Source organism: Oceanihabitans sediminis (assembly GCF_003337215.1).
Lineage (GTDB): Bacteria > Bacteroidota > Bacteroidia > Flavobacteriales > Flavobacteriaceae > Oceanihabitans > Oceanihabitans sediminis.
Genome location: NZ_QPIG01000002.1, coordinates 358,574 through 371,922 on the forward strand (window position 1 = coordinate 358,574; position 13,349 = coordinate 371,922).

Genomic DNA, 13,349 nt, shown 5'->3' on the forward strand with positions numbered 1-13,349 from the left:
ATTCTATAAATTAATTTTCCAGTTTTTGTTATTGTCTATTTGCAATGTACCATTTTTTACTGTTAACGGACTTTCAAAATTATTGGTAAACAATCCTCCTGTACCTAGACCTTGAGGCATTTTACTTTGTAAAGTATATGTGAATTGTGCAATAGCATTTAATCCAATATTACTTTCTAAAGCACTAGTTATCCACCACCCTATTTGTTGTTTATTAGCTAAATCTATCCAGTTTTTACTTCCAGAAATACCACCAACCAAAGCAGGTTTTAAAATAATATATTGCGGCTGTAAGGTTTGTAGTAGTTTCTCTTGATTTGTTACACCAAACACACCAATTAATTCTTCGTCTAAGGCTATTGGCAGTGGCGTATCCTCACAAAGCCTAGCCATTTCCTGTATTTGACCTTGTTTTATAGGCTGTTCTATGGAATGTAAATCTAAATCGGAAAGCACTTTTAATTTCTCTAAAGCTTCTTTTGGAAGAAAAGCACCGTTAGCATCTACTCGTAATTCAATATCATCAGCTGAAAACTCTTTTCGTATAGATTGCAGAAGTTTGATTTCTGTTTTAAAATCTATAGCTCCAATTTTCATCTTGATACAAGTAAAACCAGCTTCAATTTTATCTTTTATTTGCTGCTTCATAAAAGCTTCCGATCCCATCCAAATCAATCCGTTGATAGGTATTGCATCGCTTCCTTCGGTAAAAGAAGAAGGAAACAAATTATGGTTTTCAGAATTTAAATCTAAAAAAGCTTGTTCTAAGCCAAATTGAATACTTGGGAATGCTATTAATTCCTTCAGTAATACATCTAAACCTAAATGAATATTATTACACGTCCATTGCAGCTTCTCTTCGTAGTTTGGCAAGTCATCTGCGCTTAACCCTCTAAAAAGTGGGCATTCGCCAATTCCTTTCTTGCCTTCATTTTCAATAATTAGAAACCATGTTTCTTTGGTTTTTAAAACTCCACGAGAAGTTCCGCTAGCTTGTTTGAAATTTAAAATATATTGTTGGTAAGTTGCTCTCATAATTATGTTCAAAAATAGACAATAAATTTTGTAATTTGCATAAGCCACAAAAGTAGGGTTTATAGTAAACAATTAGAAAATAAGAAATGACAGAATTCCCAGATATTATACTTTATGCTATTCCTTTTTTTGCTCTCTCCATGCTTTTAGAGATTTTTATTACTACTAAAGAAAATATTAAAAGCTATCAAGCAAAAGATGCTATTTCCTCTATTACTATGGGCTTAGGAAATGTGTTTTTAGGGTATTTTACAAAGGCTTTAGTATTACTAAGTTTCTTTTATGTGTATGAGAATTTCAGACTTTTTACCATTCCTGTAGTTTGGTGGAGTTTCATTCTTATTTTCTTTGCAGATGATTTTGCTTATTATTGGTTTCATAGAATTTCGCACGAATGCAGACTATTTTGGGCTTCGCATGTAGTACATCACTCATCACAACATTATAATTTAAGCACTGCTTTGCGTCAAACATGGTCTGGAGGCTTCTACACATTTATTTTTTGGCTATGGCTTCCTCTTATAGGTTTTCATCCCGGAATGATTATTCTACAAATGTCTATAAGCCTGATATATCAATTTTGGATACATACGGAAGCTATTAATAAAATGCCAAAATGGTTTGAAGCAGTTTTTAATACACCTTCTCATCACAGAGTCCACCACGGTAGCAATCCTTTATATCTAGACAGAAACCATGCTGGAATTTTAATTATTTGGGATAAACTTTTTGGCACTTTTCAAGAAGAGCTAGAAGAAGAAAAGGTTGTGTACGGCTTGGTTTCAAATATAAACACTTATAACCCTATAAAAATTGCTTTTATAGAATGGATACAAATGTTTAAAGATGCCTTTACCGGAAGAAAATCCTTAAAAAACAGATTACTATATTTTATAAAACCTCCTGGATGGAAACACGATGGAACAGGGAAACTAAGTTCGGATTTAAGAAAAGAATGGCTGCAAGGCAATATGCAACCACAATCGGTTATAAAAAAAGAAGTTTTTATTAAAAAAGCTACCAGCCAATAAAAGTAGAATATGACATTTAACAACAAAATAGTATGGATTACAGGTGCTTCTAGCGGAATAGGCAAAAGTTTAGCGTTAGCACTTTCTAAAGAAAACTGCAAGCTCATTTTGTCTTCTAGAAGAAAAACAGCACTAGAAAAAGTCAAAAGCCTCTGTGATAATCCAGAAAACATATCTGTTTTAACTTTAGACTTAGCTGAAACCGAAACTCTTGCTGATATTACAGAAAATGCCATTTCTATTTTCGGAAAAATAGATATACTTATCAATAATGGCGGAATAAGTCAGCGCTCAGCAATTATTGAAACCAAAATTGCCGTTGACAGAAAACTCATGGAGGTGGATTATTTAGGCACAGTTGCTTTAAGCAAAGCTCTTTTACCTCATTTTGTTGCTAATAAATCTGGACATTATGTTGTGGTTTCAAGTTTAATGGGAAAATTTAGCTCGCCGTTTAGATCTGCTTACTGTGGAGCAAAACATGCTTTACACGGATTTTTTGATGCCTTACGATTGGAACATGATGCTGATAATATTAAAGTCACTATGATTTGTCCTGGCTTTGTAAATACGAATGTTGCAAGAAACGCACTTACTGCAGACGGTAGTAAACAAGTAGAACAAGATAGTATGACTGAAAACGGTTTACAAGTAGATGTTTTTACGAAGAAAATGATTCGAGCTATTCGAAAAGAAAAGTTTGAAGCTTATATAGGGAAAAAAGAAATACTTGGAGTGTACTTAAAAAGAATATCGCCAAGACTTCTTCATAAAATGGTTTTACGAAGTAAGGTTCGTTAAAACTGCACTAGGAATACTTTTAAAAATAAAAACCTTAAAGGTATAGTTTTGCACTATTCTATAAGGTTTTCATTTAAATTGTAAAAGCTTTTCCTATAGCTCTATACTCTCACCTATTTCTAACAACATAAGATCTTTATCTTTGTTAAAGAACATACGTTTTGCCATTTCATGATCTATTTCAATATATCCAAAAGTATCAAAGTGATAGCCTAATACTTTATCGCACTGCACAAAATCACTAGCAATAATAGCGTCTTTAATTCCCATGGTGAAATTATCTCCTATAGGTAAAATCGCTAAGTCTAAATTTGTTTGCATAGGAATAAGTTTCATATCATAAGTTAGAGCAGTATCTCCAGCTATATAAATATTTTTATGCTCTCCTTCAATCACAAAACCACCTGGTTGTCCGCCATATTTTCCATCTGGAAAAGAAGATGTATGAATAGCGTTTACATATTTTAAACTTCCAAATTCAAAATCCCAAGAACCACCGTGATTCATAGGGTGTGCTTCTAAACCTAAAGCTTGAAAATGCGAAACTATTTCGAAGTTAGAAACAATTACTGCATCAGTACGTTTTGCAATAGCTTCAACATCTAGAATATGATCTTGATGTGCGTGTGTTAGCAAAATATAATCGGCTTTTAAATCATCTATATTTATATGAGAAGCCTTAGGATTTCCTGTAATAAACGGATCTACTAAAATATGTATATCTTCTATTTGTATTCCTAAACTGGCATGTCCGTAAAATGTGATTTTCATATATAAATTTTTTAAAAAAGTAAATTACAAAAAAACGCAGACCTACTATAATTTACCTCTGAGTTTTTCTAATCGTAAAAATATATCTATAAAACTATATTAATTGTCCTATACCTAATAAAACAGATAAAAAGAAAGTAGTTAATGCTAGTTTTTTAAGCTCTGGGTCTAATAAAACAGGCTTCGTGTTATCCTTTACGGTTTTAAGATGAATACCTAATGGAATAAATGTAATTAGATAAATGAAGTTATTGGGAGATTCATAATTTAAAACTCCAAATAATAAAGACAAAACCATTGCTGTGACAACTAAAAAGTAATGATAATATTTAGCTTTAACACTTCCCATTTTAACAACCAGCGTGTTTTTATTTGCCTTTCTATCAGATTCTATATCCCGCATATTATTCAAGTTTAGTACAGCCGCACTTAGCAGTCCGATAGCACAAGCAGGCAAAACAGTAATAAAATCTAGCTGTTTACTATATAAAACGTAACACCCAATTACACTTACTAAGCCGAAAAACACAAAAACAAAAACATCTCCTAAACCTCTGTAACCATAAGCATTACTTCCAACAGTGTACTTTATAGCTGCATAAATAGAACTTACGCCAATAATAAAAAACAATAGTGCTAACAGAAAGTGATCGGAACCAAAAGCTGCAAAGATCAAACCTACCGATAAAATAAGGCAGATAATAATGTTTAGCTTTATCCCATTAAGCATACTTTTTGCGGTAATATTACCACTTTGCAAAGCACGCATTGGCCCTATCCTATCTTCATTATCTGTTCCCTTTACTCCATCCCCATAGTCGTTAGCAAAATTAGATAATACTTGTAAGCTTATGGTTGTAAGCATGGCCAAAGTAAAAATTTGCCAATTAAAGATACCTTTTGAAGCAGCTAAACAAGAAGCTACTATTATTCCGGAAACCGAAAGTGGTAATGTTCTTAGTCTTGCTGCTTCGAGCCAGTGTTTTATTTTCAAAGTATATGTTTTAGAATTCTTAAAAAGTTTTTTACTCCTTACAAATTAAGGAATCCACTTTTTAGGAAAGTTTGGCTTACGTTTTTCTAAGAATGCATCTCTACCTTCTTTGGCTTCGTCTGTCATATAAGCTAATCTAGTGGCTTCACCAGCAAAAACTTGTTGCCCAACCATACCATCGTCTGTTAAGTTCATTGCAAACTTAAGCATCTTGATAGATGTAGGTGATTTTGCTAATATTTCTTGAGCCCATTCATAAGCAGTATCTTCTAACTCATTATGAGGAATAACCGCATTTACCATTCCCATTTCATAAGCTTCTTGAGCAGAGTAATTTCTTCCTAAGAAAAAGATTTCACGGGCTTTTTTCTGTCCTACCATTTTTGCTAAGTAAGCAGAACCATAACCACCATCAAAACTAGTTACATCTGCATCTGTTTGTTTAAAAATAGCATGTTCTCTACTTGCTAAAGTTAAATCGCAAACAACGTGTAAGCTATGTCCGCCACCAACTGCCCAACCTGGAACAACAGCAATTACTGCTTTTGGCATAAAACGAATTAGTCGTTGTACTTCTAATATATTCAATCTGTGGTAACCATCTTCACCAACATAACCTTGGTGACCTCTAGCTTTTTGATCTCCTCCTGAACAGAAACTCCATATGCCATCTTTGGTAGAAGGTCCTTCTGCTGATAATAAAACTACACCAATACTAGTATCTTCCCCTGCATCATAAAATGCATCATAAAGTTCTTTAGTGGTTTTTGGTCTAAAAGCATTTCTAACATTTGGTCTATTGAAAGCAATTCTAGCTACACCATTACATTTCTTATATGTAATGTCTTCATATTCTTTGGCAGTCACCCATTTTATTTCACTCATATTCTTTTTTTTGGTTTGTAAAAATACTGATTTTTTTCATTTCTATTGACAGACTATATCACTTAGCAATTGCTATTTCTAAATAACCTCACCCAAACCATTATAATAGTCTAATTTTCAATAAATTATGTAATTTCTTACTAATTATGTGCAATATAACTTTCATTATTGCTTTTAAACGAAAATTATTAGGAAACCTTAATTTTATTGAAACTAAAACCGAAAAGACTCATACTTTTGTACCCGATAAATTACATAAATGAAATTAATTGAAACAAATTATAAGTCTTCTGTTTTAAAAGAAGCAATTACACCATTTGGTCACATCTATTTTTTTAATAATTATATAGTTTCTGAAGCCAAGGAAGGAGTTAATCTAGATTGGAATTTCTTTCAAGAAACTTTAAAAATTATAACCAATTATTATGGTACAAATAGAAAAATAAGTTTAATATCTAATAGAGTTAATAACTATTCGGTAGTACCGACCATCTGGTTAGATTTCTATAGAAAAAATCCTAACAACATTTTAAAATCCATGTCTTTTGTAACTTACACAAAATTAGCATACTCAAATGCAAGACTAGAGAGCTCTTTTTTTAACTGTAAAACAGAATGTTTTACAAATCTTGAAGAAGCAATTAATTGGACAGAAAATTTAACTCCTTTTATATCAAAACAAATATAAAAGGAGTAAATTTATAACTGACTTTATTTATTTTTTTAGTAAATAAATTCCGTCTTCTTTTATATCAATTTCTTTTTGCTTGTATAAGTTTCCTATAGCTTTTTTAAAGCTCTTTTTACTCATTTGAAGCGTATCTTTTATAGCATCTGGACTAGACTTATCCGTAAGGTTTAAATAGCCACTATTATCTTGAAGATAATGCATTATTTTTTCAGCATTAGGTTCTATATTTCTATATCCTACTTGCCCTAAAATAATATCTAATTTATTTCCAGGTCTAATTTTCTTTACAACACCTTGCAGTTTATCTCCTACACTAATATCTTGAAAAATATTATCGTTATAAATTAAACCTGCATGCTTTTTATTTACAATAACATTCCATCCTATATCACTAGGGTGAGAAGCTATTAATTCTACCTCATCAAATTCTGAAACGGTAAGTTCTTTATTATCTAAAAAATGATTGGTTTTACTAGATGCTACCAATCTATTTGTTTCTTCATCTATATAACAATAAACCAAATACCAACCTCCTTTTTTCATTTTGAAGGCTTGTTCTTTATATGGGCAAAATAACTCTTTTAGCATTCCCCAATCTAAAAATGCTCCGTAATTATTTACTTCATTACAACGTAATAGAGCAAACTCGTTACGTTGAATATATGGTTTATCTGTAACAGCAACCATACGCTCTTCATTATCTAAATAGACAAAAACTTCTATATTTTCTCCAATTTCAAATGCTTCTGGAACGTATCTGTTAGGTAATAAAACCTCATTATCATCTGCATCACTCAAGAACAATCCTGGTTCTGTTTCACGTATTATGGTAAGTGTATTGTATTCTCCTATATGTATCATGCTACAAAAGTAATAATATTAAAAGTTAAAAATGCTATTTATTTTCAAACGAAATGACTCAAAAATGAAAAAAGCGTTACATATAGTAACGCTCTGTAATATATTAAAAAAAAAGACTATTTATTATAAACAGACTCTTTCTTGAAGTGCTTAGCTAATAAGTAGTATACAACTGCTCTGTATTTGTTTCTGTTTGAACGACCATAAGTTTCCATAACAGAATCAATTGCTTTATCTAATTCTGAACTATCTTTTAAACCCAATTTCTTAATTAAGAAGTTGTTTTTAACTGTTGCTAGTTCCGATTCATCAGATCCTGAAACTGTAGATGCATCTGCATTGTAAATAGAAGGACCACAACCAATTGTTACCTTAGTTAATAAATCCATATCTGGCGTAACACCACATTTTTCTTTTAAATCTTCTGCGTATTTAGCAATTAAATCATCTCTTTTACTCATGATAATACTTTATTTTAGTTAATGATTGTTTTAAACTTTTTAAATATAAGATTTTTAAAGGTTTTTCCTATAGTTTTAAGGTTAAAAATCTCTTAAGTTTGATATTTTATTAAAATAATCTACAAATTACTTTAATGCTTTAAAATAATTCATTAAAACAGTATCATTTGTTTTTCTTGGAGTAAATATTTCTAGAATTTTAGGTTTAACTCCTTCTGTATAAAAAGAAGATAATGCCGAAGATAATTCTTCTTCGTTCGATGCTTTTTGGTATTCAAAGCCATACATTTCACTTAAATGAATAGCAGATAATGAATGTTTGGTTTCAAAAAAAGTATCAAAATTTTCTGTATCCTTTTTACCTGGAAGAATTCTAAATATTCCACCTCCTTCATTATTGATTATTATAATTCGGAAGTTGTTTGGGATATAATTATTCCAAAGTGCATTACTATCGTAGAAAAAACTTAGATCTCCTGTTATAAAAGTTGTTTGTTTAGGATTTCCTACCGCACAACCAATGGCTGTACTAGTACTTCCATCAATTCCACTTGTTCCTCTATTACAGAACACCTCAACGCTCTTATTGACCTTAAATAACTGTGCATATCTAATTGTAGAGCTATTTCCTAGTTGTAAAACAGAATGATTAGGAATGGCTTTTAAAACAGATTGAAATACTTTTAAATCTGAAAACGCTATACTATTTAAATACGCAGCGTGTTTTTGTTTTCTATCTTTTTTAACCTGTAACCAAAATTCTTGATAATCGCTTTTAGCTACATGAGTAATTTTTGGTGAAAACTGAGAGAAAAACTGATTTGGGGTGGTTTTAATATGATGTTCTAAATTAAAAAATGTGTCATTTGCTTTTTTCGTATCAATATGCCAATGGTGTTTCGGCTTGTTGTTACGTAAAAATGCTTTGATTTTTTTAGAAACTATTAGTCCTCCAAAAGTCAATAAAATTTCTGGTTGTAATGCCTGAAGCTGCTCTTCATTTAAAGGAGCTATGATTTTATCTATACTAGGAAAAAATTTCGGGTGATGTATATTAGAAGTACTTTCTGTAAACACAACAACGCTTTCATCTTCTGCTAATTCATCTAACCATTTTTGCTCTATAGTGTTTGGCTGATTTACCCCAACAATAACAAGCTTTTTCTTTGCGTGATACCAAGCATCAACTATCTCATCTAAGAGTACATCGTCTATCTTAGGTGTTTTACTAAAAACTTCTATAACCTTAGGTTTTACGGTAAGCGCTTCTACTCTTTCGTATAAAGGCTCATCAAAAGGTATGTTTATATGTACTGGACCTTTTTTACGAATAGCTATATTTAAAGCTTCATTAATTCCTTCTTCGTTTTGAGTTTGAATATTTTGCTGTATTCCTAAAAGTCTCTCTAACTTATTTTCAATATTCTTAAAAATCGGCAAATCTTCATTTACTAAATAGCTATTTTCTTCTTTTAAATCTTGCTTTAAGTTAGCCGAATATAAAATGTGATTTTCAAATACATTTTCTTGATTGATGGTTTGCCCGTCACCTATTCCTAAAAGGTGTTTTGGCCTATCTGCAGATAGCACTACTAAAGGAATATCACTATAAAAAGCTTCAGCAACAGCTGGGTAATAATTTAGCAAGGCACTTCCTGAAGTACAAACAACTGCAACTGGTTTCTGTATTTGTTGTGCTATACCCAAGGCAAAAAAAGCAGCGCAGCGTTCATCTACAATACTATAACAATGGAAGTAATCATCATGACTAAACCCTATGGTTAAAGGAGCGTTTCTGCTTCCTGGTGAGATTACAATGTGCTGAATATTCTTTGCTTTACAAAGTTCAATAACTGTTTGTGCTAAAGGAATTTTTGGGTGTATCATAGTCTCTTCTCACGAAAATGAGAATCTATTTTTAATTAAGAAAATCGTAATATACAAAGGTAAGTTTTTGCTCGTAATAGACGAATCTTTTAAGGTGATTTATAGCCCTTCACAAAAACCACAATGAATATAAAACGAAGTTAATCTATTATTTTATAATTGGAAGGTTTCAATATTGTTCTATCTAAATTGAATGTCTTTTGAAACTATTGTTGAATGGATTTTTTATATCAAATTATATTTTTTCAATTCATTTTTCAACTCCTTTAGAGAATTCGGTTCTGTAATTTGAGTGTCAATTATAAACTCCGTTTTTTGTGTAATCAGTTTTAAGTCACCAGCAAATTCCTTTACAGTATTTATTTCGTCTAGTTTTATCTTTTTAGGAAAAAGAGAGTTTTTTATTAATACTCCGTTTTTCAGTGTCAGATATTGTTTTCTGTTTTCATAGCAATAAATCAAAAACATAAAAACTCCAGCTCCTATTTGTCCAACTCCCACAGATGTTAATGAAATTTCTCTCCATTCAGAAGAAATAAAAGATAGTAAAACAAGAATAATTCCAACTGCTACAAAGAATATTCCCATTCTTAAATTACTTCTTAATCTTTCTTTTGAATAGCTAATTTTCTTCATTTTTTAAAAGGTTACAACAACCTACTATAAGACTTTTTTTATAGTTTGTGTTTTATTTACAGTTTCCTGCCATTCGTTTTCTGGAACAGAATCGCCCGTTATACCGCCTCCAACATAAAGTAAAGCTTGCTTATCTTTAAGCTGCATGCAACGTAAATTCACAAAAAGATTAGTAACTGTTTTTATAGTTGCATAAGCATTGTTTTCAACGTTACGCCTATTGGTATTTCTTGTCTGGCTTTCTTTTAAGTTTAATTCTCCTAAAAATCCAGAGTAAAATTCTCTATGATAATTTTCGTTTTTCAGAATGTATTGCTTTGCTTTTTCCTTAGGAAATCCACAAACTGCAGGGGTTGGATGTATAGCTTTCAACACTTCTTTTAAATAAGAATCCTGAGTATCTATAGTTCCTGAAATAGCAGTTTTAAGGTGCAATAAACTTCCTGCTCTTGCTGTTTGGGTTTTAGAAACTTGTATACTTTTAACTAAAGGCTCTAAACTACTAACAATAAAGTCTGTTACAATCTGCTGTTCTTCCTTTTCCTTCTCTTGCCAAATAACATCTTCGGTTCCATGATATTTTTGGGTTCCTGCCAAAGACATGGTTTTAAATCTATTATTAGAAATCGAAATTAGCGTCTCTGGCGTTGCTCCTAACCATAAACCAACCTTAGGATGAAACCAACAATACACAAAAGCTGTAGGATAATTATATAGCAATCGTTTAAAGGTTTCTAAAGGATTTTCTTCTGAAATATTTAGGGCTTCACATCTAGATAAAACTACTTTTTGTAACTCCTTATTATTGATTGCATTTACGCCATTTTGAACCAAAGCAATATGTTCCTCTCTTTTTTCGGCAGAAGGAATTACTTCTTTCTCAGAGGGAGTAGCATTTAAAACTTCAGATGTTAATTCATATTTAGTTTTTAGTACTTCACAAGCTTCTAAAGGAAGCAATACACTCACCTCTTGATCATTAAAAGGAGCGAAAACAAAGCCGCTTTCTGAATAATCTTCCGTAGTATAAAGTTTATTATCCTTTTGAAGCAATACTTGAATATCAGACACATTTGGTTTTTTATAAACCACAAATGGTAATGCTGCTTGTAAATGCTTCTGAACTTTATCAAAAAAATCGGTAAAACCCATTACTTCTTTTTTGGTAAGGAGATGGTTGATAATCTACAAATAGAAATTAAGTTATCCTCTTCATCTGTAACTCTAATATCTAGTAATTGTGTTGTTCTTCCTTTGTGTAAAAAGGTTGCTTTGGCGTAAATATATCCTTCTGTAACACTCCTAAGGTGGTTTGCAGTAATTTCTAAACCACGAACAAACTTATTTTCGGTATCTATAAAAATATGCGATGCAAAACTCCCAACACTTTCTGCTAAAGCAGCTGTCGCTCCTCCGTGTAAAACGCCGTCTGGTTGATAAACTCTAGAATCTACAGGCATTCTTGCTACCAAAAAATCATCCCCATAATCTACCATTTCAATATTTAGGGTTTCCATCAAGGTGTTTTTGCTAGCAGCATTCGCCTTTGCCAACACCATTTCTTTAGATAATTGCATATAAATAATGTATTTTTATTTTCTGAATGTAAAAGTACAAAATGAATTTAGAAGAAAAAGAAATTTCATACACAACTACCAATAGTTATGGCACTTTAAACAGCTTAACAGATAAAACCAAAAACGTTTGGTTTGTCTGTCACGGAATGGGATATTTAAGCAGGTATTTTTTAAGATACTTTAAAAACTTAAATGCCGAAGAAAATTATATCATAGCGCCACAAGCACAAAGTAAATATTACTTAACTTCAAAAAACAGGCATGTTGGTGCTAGTTGGCTAACCAAAGAAAACACTGTTAAAGAAACAGAAAATATTCTGCGTAATTTTGATGCCATTTTAGAAGCTGAAAACCTACCAAAAAACATAAACCTTATTGTTTTAGGATATTCACAAGGCGTAAGTGTTGCTGCAAGATATATAGCTAGAAGAAAATTAGCGTGTTCACAATTGGTATTACATTCTGGCGGAATTCCTAAAGAATTAAAAGCGGAAGACTTTGAGTTTCTTGAGGCTAAAGTTTCTATGATTTACGGTACCGAAGATGAATACCTAACCGAAGAGCGTATTACAAACGAAACCAAAAGAGCCAAAGAGTTATTTGGTAAGAACCTACATATAATTCCTTTTGAAGGCAAACATGTGGTAAATGTAGACCTAATAAACTCGTTGGTTTAATACTAGATTAAACCAACGAGATCTTAATGCGTTAAGTTTCTAATAATATCTTTTACGGGTAAAATTTCTTTGGTATGCTCTATACTTGGTCCAGCAACCCAAACAGTTTTATAGGTTGCTTGTGTAGCTGCTATGGTTGTAGCATTCATCCCAATGGAAAAACGAATCATTTTCACCCATTTTTTTAGTTTCTTGTTTTTATTTAAAACAGATTCTAACCAAGTTTCTTTAGTTCCTATTTTCTGAACATAAGGTGTATTGATTACTGTACATGGCGTTCCAGAAATACGCTGTGTCATAACAATATCATCTGCTCCATAATCTACACAAGCTTGTTTATATTCCTGTGTAACTCCTGCTTCTATAGAAGCTATAAAGGGACTACCAACCGAAACTCCTTCTGCACCGTAACTTAACATCTTATCAATATCTTCTTTACAGCCTACACCACCTGCAGAGATTACCGGTATACTTAATGCTTTACTTAATTGAGACGTTAATTCTTGTGGAGACAATTCTCCTCTATGACCACCTGCTTCATTGTTTACTGCAATGGCAGCATCTGCTCCAAGTCCTTCCACCTTTTTTGCAAAATGTAAGTCGGTAACATCACAAAAAACTTTTATTCCAGCAGCATGTGCTTGTCTAATTGTTTCTTCTGGACTTCCTAAAGAGGTAATTATAAAATCACAACCTTCTTCACAAAGCACTCGTAATTGCTCCTTATACTTTACATTAGATTTATTAACAATTAAATTAAATCCAAAGGATCCACCTTCCACTTTGTCTGCTTTCAATTCTTTAATTGCAGCTCTTAAGTCATCTAAAGTTCTATAATTAAGTGCAGGAATACAACCTGCAATTCCGCCTTTCATAGCTTCAATAACCATTGCTGTATTAGACACCAAAAACATTGGAGCCTGAATGATTGGATATGTTATATTTAGTAGTTGGGTTAGCTGTGTTTGCATAAGTATATCCTCGGTTTAGAGGTCTTTTTAATGATTCTGAAATGCTTTTCAGATGAATATTTTAAACAAAT

Annotated in this window: 15 protein-coding genes; 4 read left to right on the forward strand and 11 right to left on the reverse strand. The window is 31.8% G+C overall.

Features of this window, described 5'->3' with window-relative positions; translation table 11 throughout:
• Window positions 1–3: 3 nt before the first annotated feature.
• Window positions 4–1,035, reverse strand: coding sequence for an o-succinylbenzoate synthase (locus DU428_RS07415; protein WP_207802364.1), 1,032 nt, complete (start codon window positions 1,033–1,035; stop codon window positions 4–6).
• A gap of 86 nt (window positions 1,036–1,121) precedes the next feature.
• On the opposite strand from DU428_RS07415, the gene DU428_RS07420 reads away from it, so the two are divergent.
• Both DU428_RS07420 and DU428_RS07425 read left to right on the forward strand, forming a co-directional pair.
• Window positions 1,122–2,066 carry a sterol desaturase family protein gene (locus tag DU428_RS07420; protein ID WP_072349498.1) on the forward strand — a complete coding sequence of 315 codons (945 nt, stop codon included), beginning with the start codon at window positions 1,122–1,124 and terminating at the stop codon, window positions 2,064–2,066.
• Between the two features lie 9 nt (window positions 2,067–2,075).
• On the forward strand, window positions 2,076–2,867 hold the full coding sequence (locus DU428_RS07425) for an SDR family oxidoreductase (RefSeq protein WP_113966004.1): 792 nt from the start codon (window positions 2,076–2,078) through the stop codon (window positions 2,865–2,867).
• A 93-nt stretch (window positions 2,868–2,960) separates the two neighbouring features.
• On the opposite strand, the gene DU428_RS07430 is transcribed toward DU428_RS07425, so the two are convergent.
• The 3 genes from DU428_RS07430 to DU428_RS07440 all read right to left on the reverse strand — a co-directional run bounded on the left by DU428_RS07430 (window position 2,961) and on the right by DU428_RS07440 (window position 5,517).
• A complete protein-coding gene (locus tag DU428_RS07430; RefSeq protein ID WP_113966003.1) occupies window positions 2,961–3,638 on the reverse strand; it encodes a metal-dependent hydrolase in 678 nt (225 codons plus the stop codon).
• Window positions 3,639–3,732: 94 nt separating this feature from the next.
• Window positions 3,733–4,626, reverse strand: a complete 894-nt coding sequence (gene menA / locus DU428_RS07435) for a 1,4-dihydroxy-2-naphthoate octaprenyltransferase (RefSeq protein WP_113966180.1) — start codon at window positions 4,624–4,626, stop codon at window positions 3,733–3,735.
• Between the two features lie 51 nt (window positions 4,627–4,677).
• Window positions 4,678–5,517 (reverse strand): 1,4-dihydroxy-2-naphthoyl-CoA synthase, encoded by an 840-nt coding sequence (locus tag DU428_RS07440; protein ID WP_072351732.1) that lies wholly within the window; start codon window positions 5,515–5,517, stop codon window positions 4,678–4,680.
• A gap of 259 nt (window positions 5,518–5,776) precedes the next feature.
• Here DU428_RS07440 and DU428_RS07445 point away from each other — a divergent pair, with 259 nt between their 5' ends.
• Entirely contained in the window at window positions 5,777–6,205 is a 429-nt protein-coding gene (locus DU428_RS07445) for a hypothetical protein (RefSeq protein ID WP_072351730.1), read from the forward strand.
• Between the two features lie 27 nt (window positions 6,206–6,232).
• On the opposite strand, the gene DU428_RS07450 is transcribed toward DU428_RS07445, so the two are convergent.
• The 6 genes from DU428_RS07450 to DU428_RS07475 form a co-directional block, all read right to left on the reverse strand.
• Window positions 6,233–7,069, reverse strand: coding sequence for a CvfB family protein (locus DU428_RS07450; protein ID WP_113966002.1), 837 nt, complete (start codon window positions 7,067–7,069; stop codon window positions 6,233–6,235).
• A 116-nt stretch (window positions 7,070–7,185) separates the two neighbouring features.
• Window positions 7,186–7,530 carry a DUF2853 family protein gene (locus tag DU428_RS07455; RefSeq protein ID WP_072351727.1) on the reverse strand — a complete coding sequence of 115 codons (345 nt, stop codon included), beginning with the start codon at window positions 7,528–7,530 and terminating at the stop codon, window positions 7,186–7,188.
• A gap of 126 nt (window positions 7,531–7,656) precedes the next feature.
• Window positions 7,657–9,417, reverse strand: coding sequence for a 2-succinyl-5-enolpyruvyl-6-hydroxy-3-cyclohexene-1-carboxylate synthase (gene menD, locus DU428_RS07460; RefSeq protein WP_072351725.1), 1,761 nt, complete (start codon window positions 9,415–9,417; stop codon window positions 7,657–7,659).
• Window positions 9,418–9,642: 225 nt separating this feature from the next.
• Entirely contained in the window at window positions 9,643–10,053 is a 411-nt protein-coding gene (locus DU428_RS07465; protein ID WP_072351723.1) for a hypothetical protein, read from the reverse strand.
• A 24-nt stretch (window positions 10,054–10,077) separates the two neighbouring features.
• Window positions 10,078–11,205: a chorismate-binding protein gene (locus DU428_RS07470; protein WP_113966001.1), complete on the reverse strand. Its 1,128-nt coding sequence runs from the start codon at window positions 11,203–11,205 to the stop codon at window positions 10,078–10,080.
• Window positions 11,205–11,630, reverse strand: a complete 426-nt coding sequence (locus tag DU428_RS07475) for a PaaI family thioesterase (RefSeq protein WP_072351720.1) — start codon at window positions 11,628–11,630, stop codon at window positions 11,205–11,207. The genes DU428_RS07470 and DU428_RS07475 overlap by 1 nt, the downstream gene beginning before the upstream one ends.
• A 41-nt stretch (window positions 11,631–11,671) precedes the next feature.
• Here DU428_RS07475 and DU428_RS07480 point away from each other — a divergent pair, with 41 nt between their 5' ends.
• Window positions 11,672–12,307: an alpha/beta hydrolase gene (locus DU428_RS07480; RefSeq protein WP_072351719.1), complete on the forward strand. Its 636-nt coding sequence runs from the start codon at window positions 11,672–11,674 to the stop codon at window positions 12,305–12,307.
• A 23-nt stretch (window positions 12,308–12,330) separates the two neighbouring features.
• On the opposite strand, the gene DU428_RS07485 is transcribed toward DU428_RS07480, so the two are convergent.
• Entirely contained in the window at window positions 12,331–13,278 is a 948-nt protein-coding gene (locus DU428_RS07485) for an NAD(P)H-dependent flavin oxidoreductase (protein WP_113966000.1), read from the reverse strand.
• Between the last annotated feature and the right edge of the window lie 71 nt (window positions 13,279–13,349).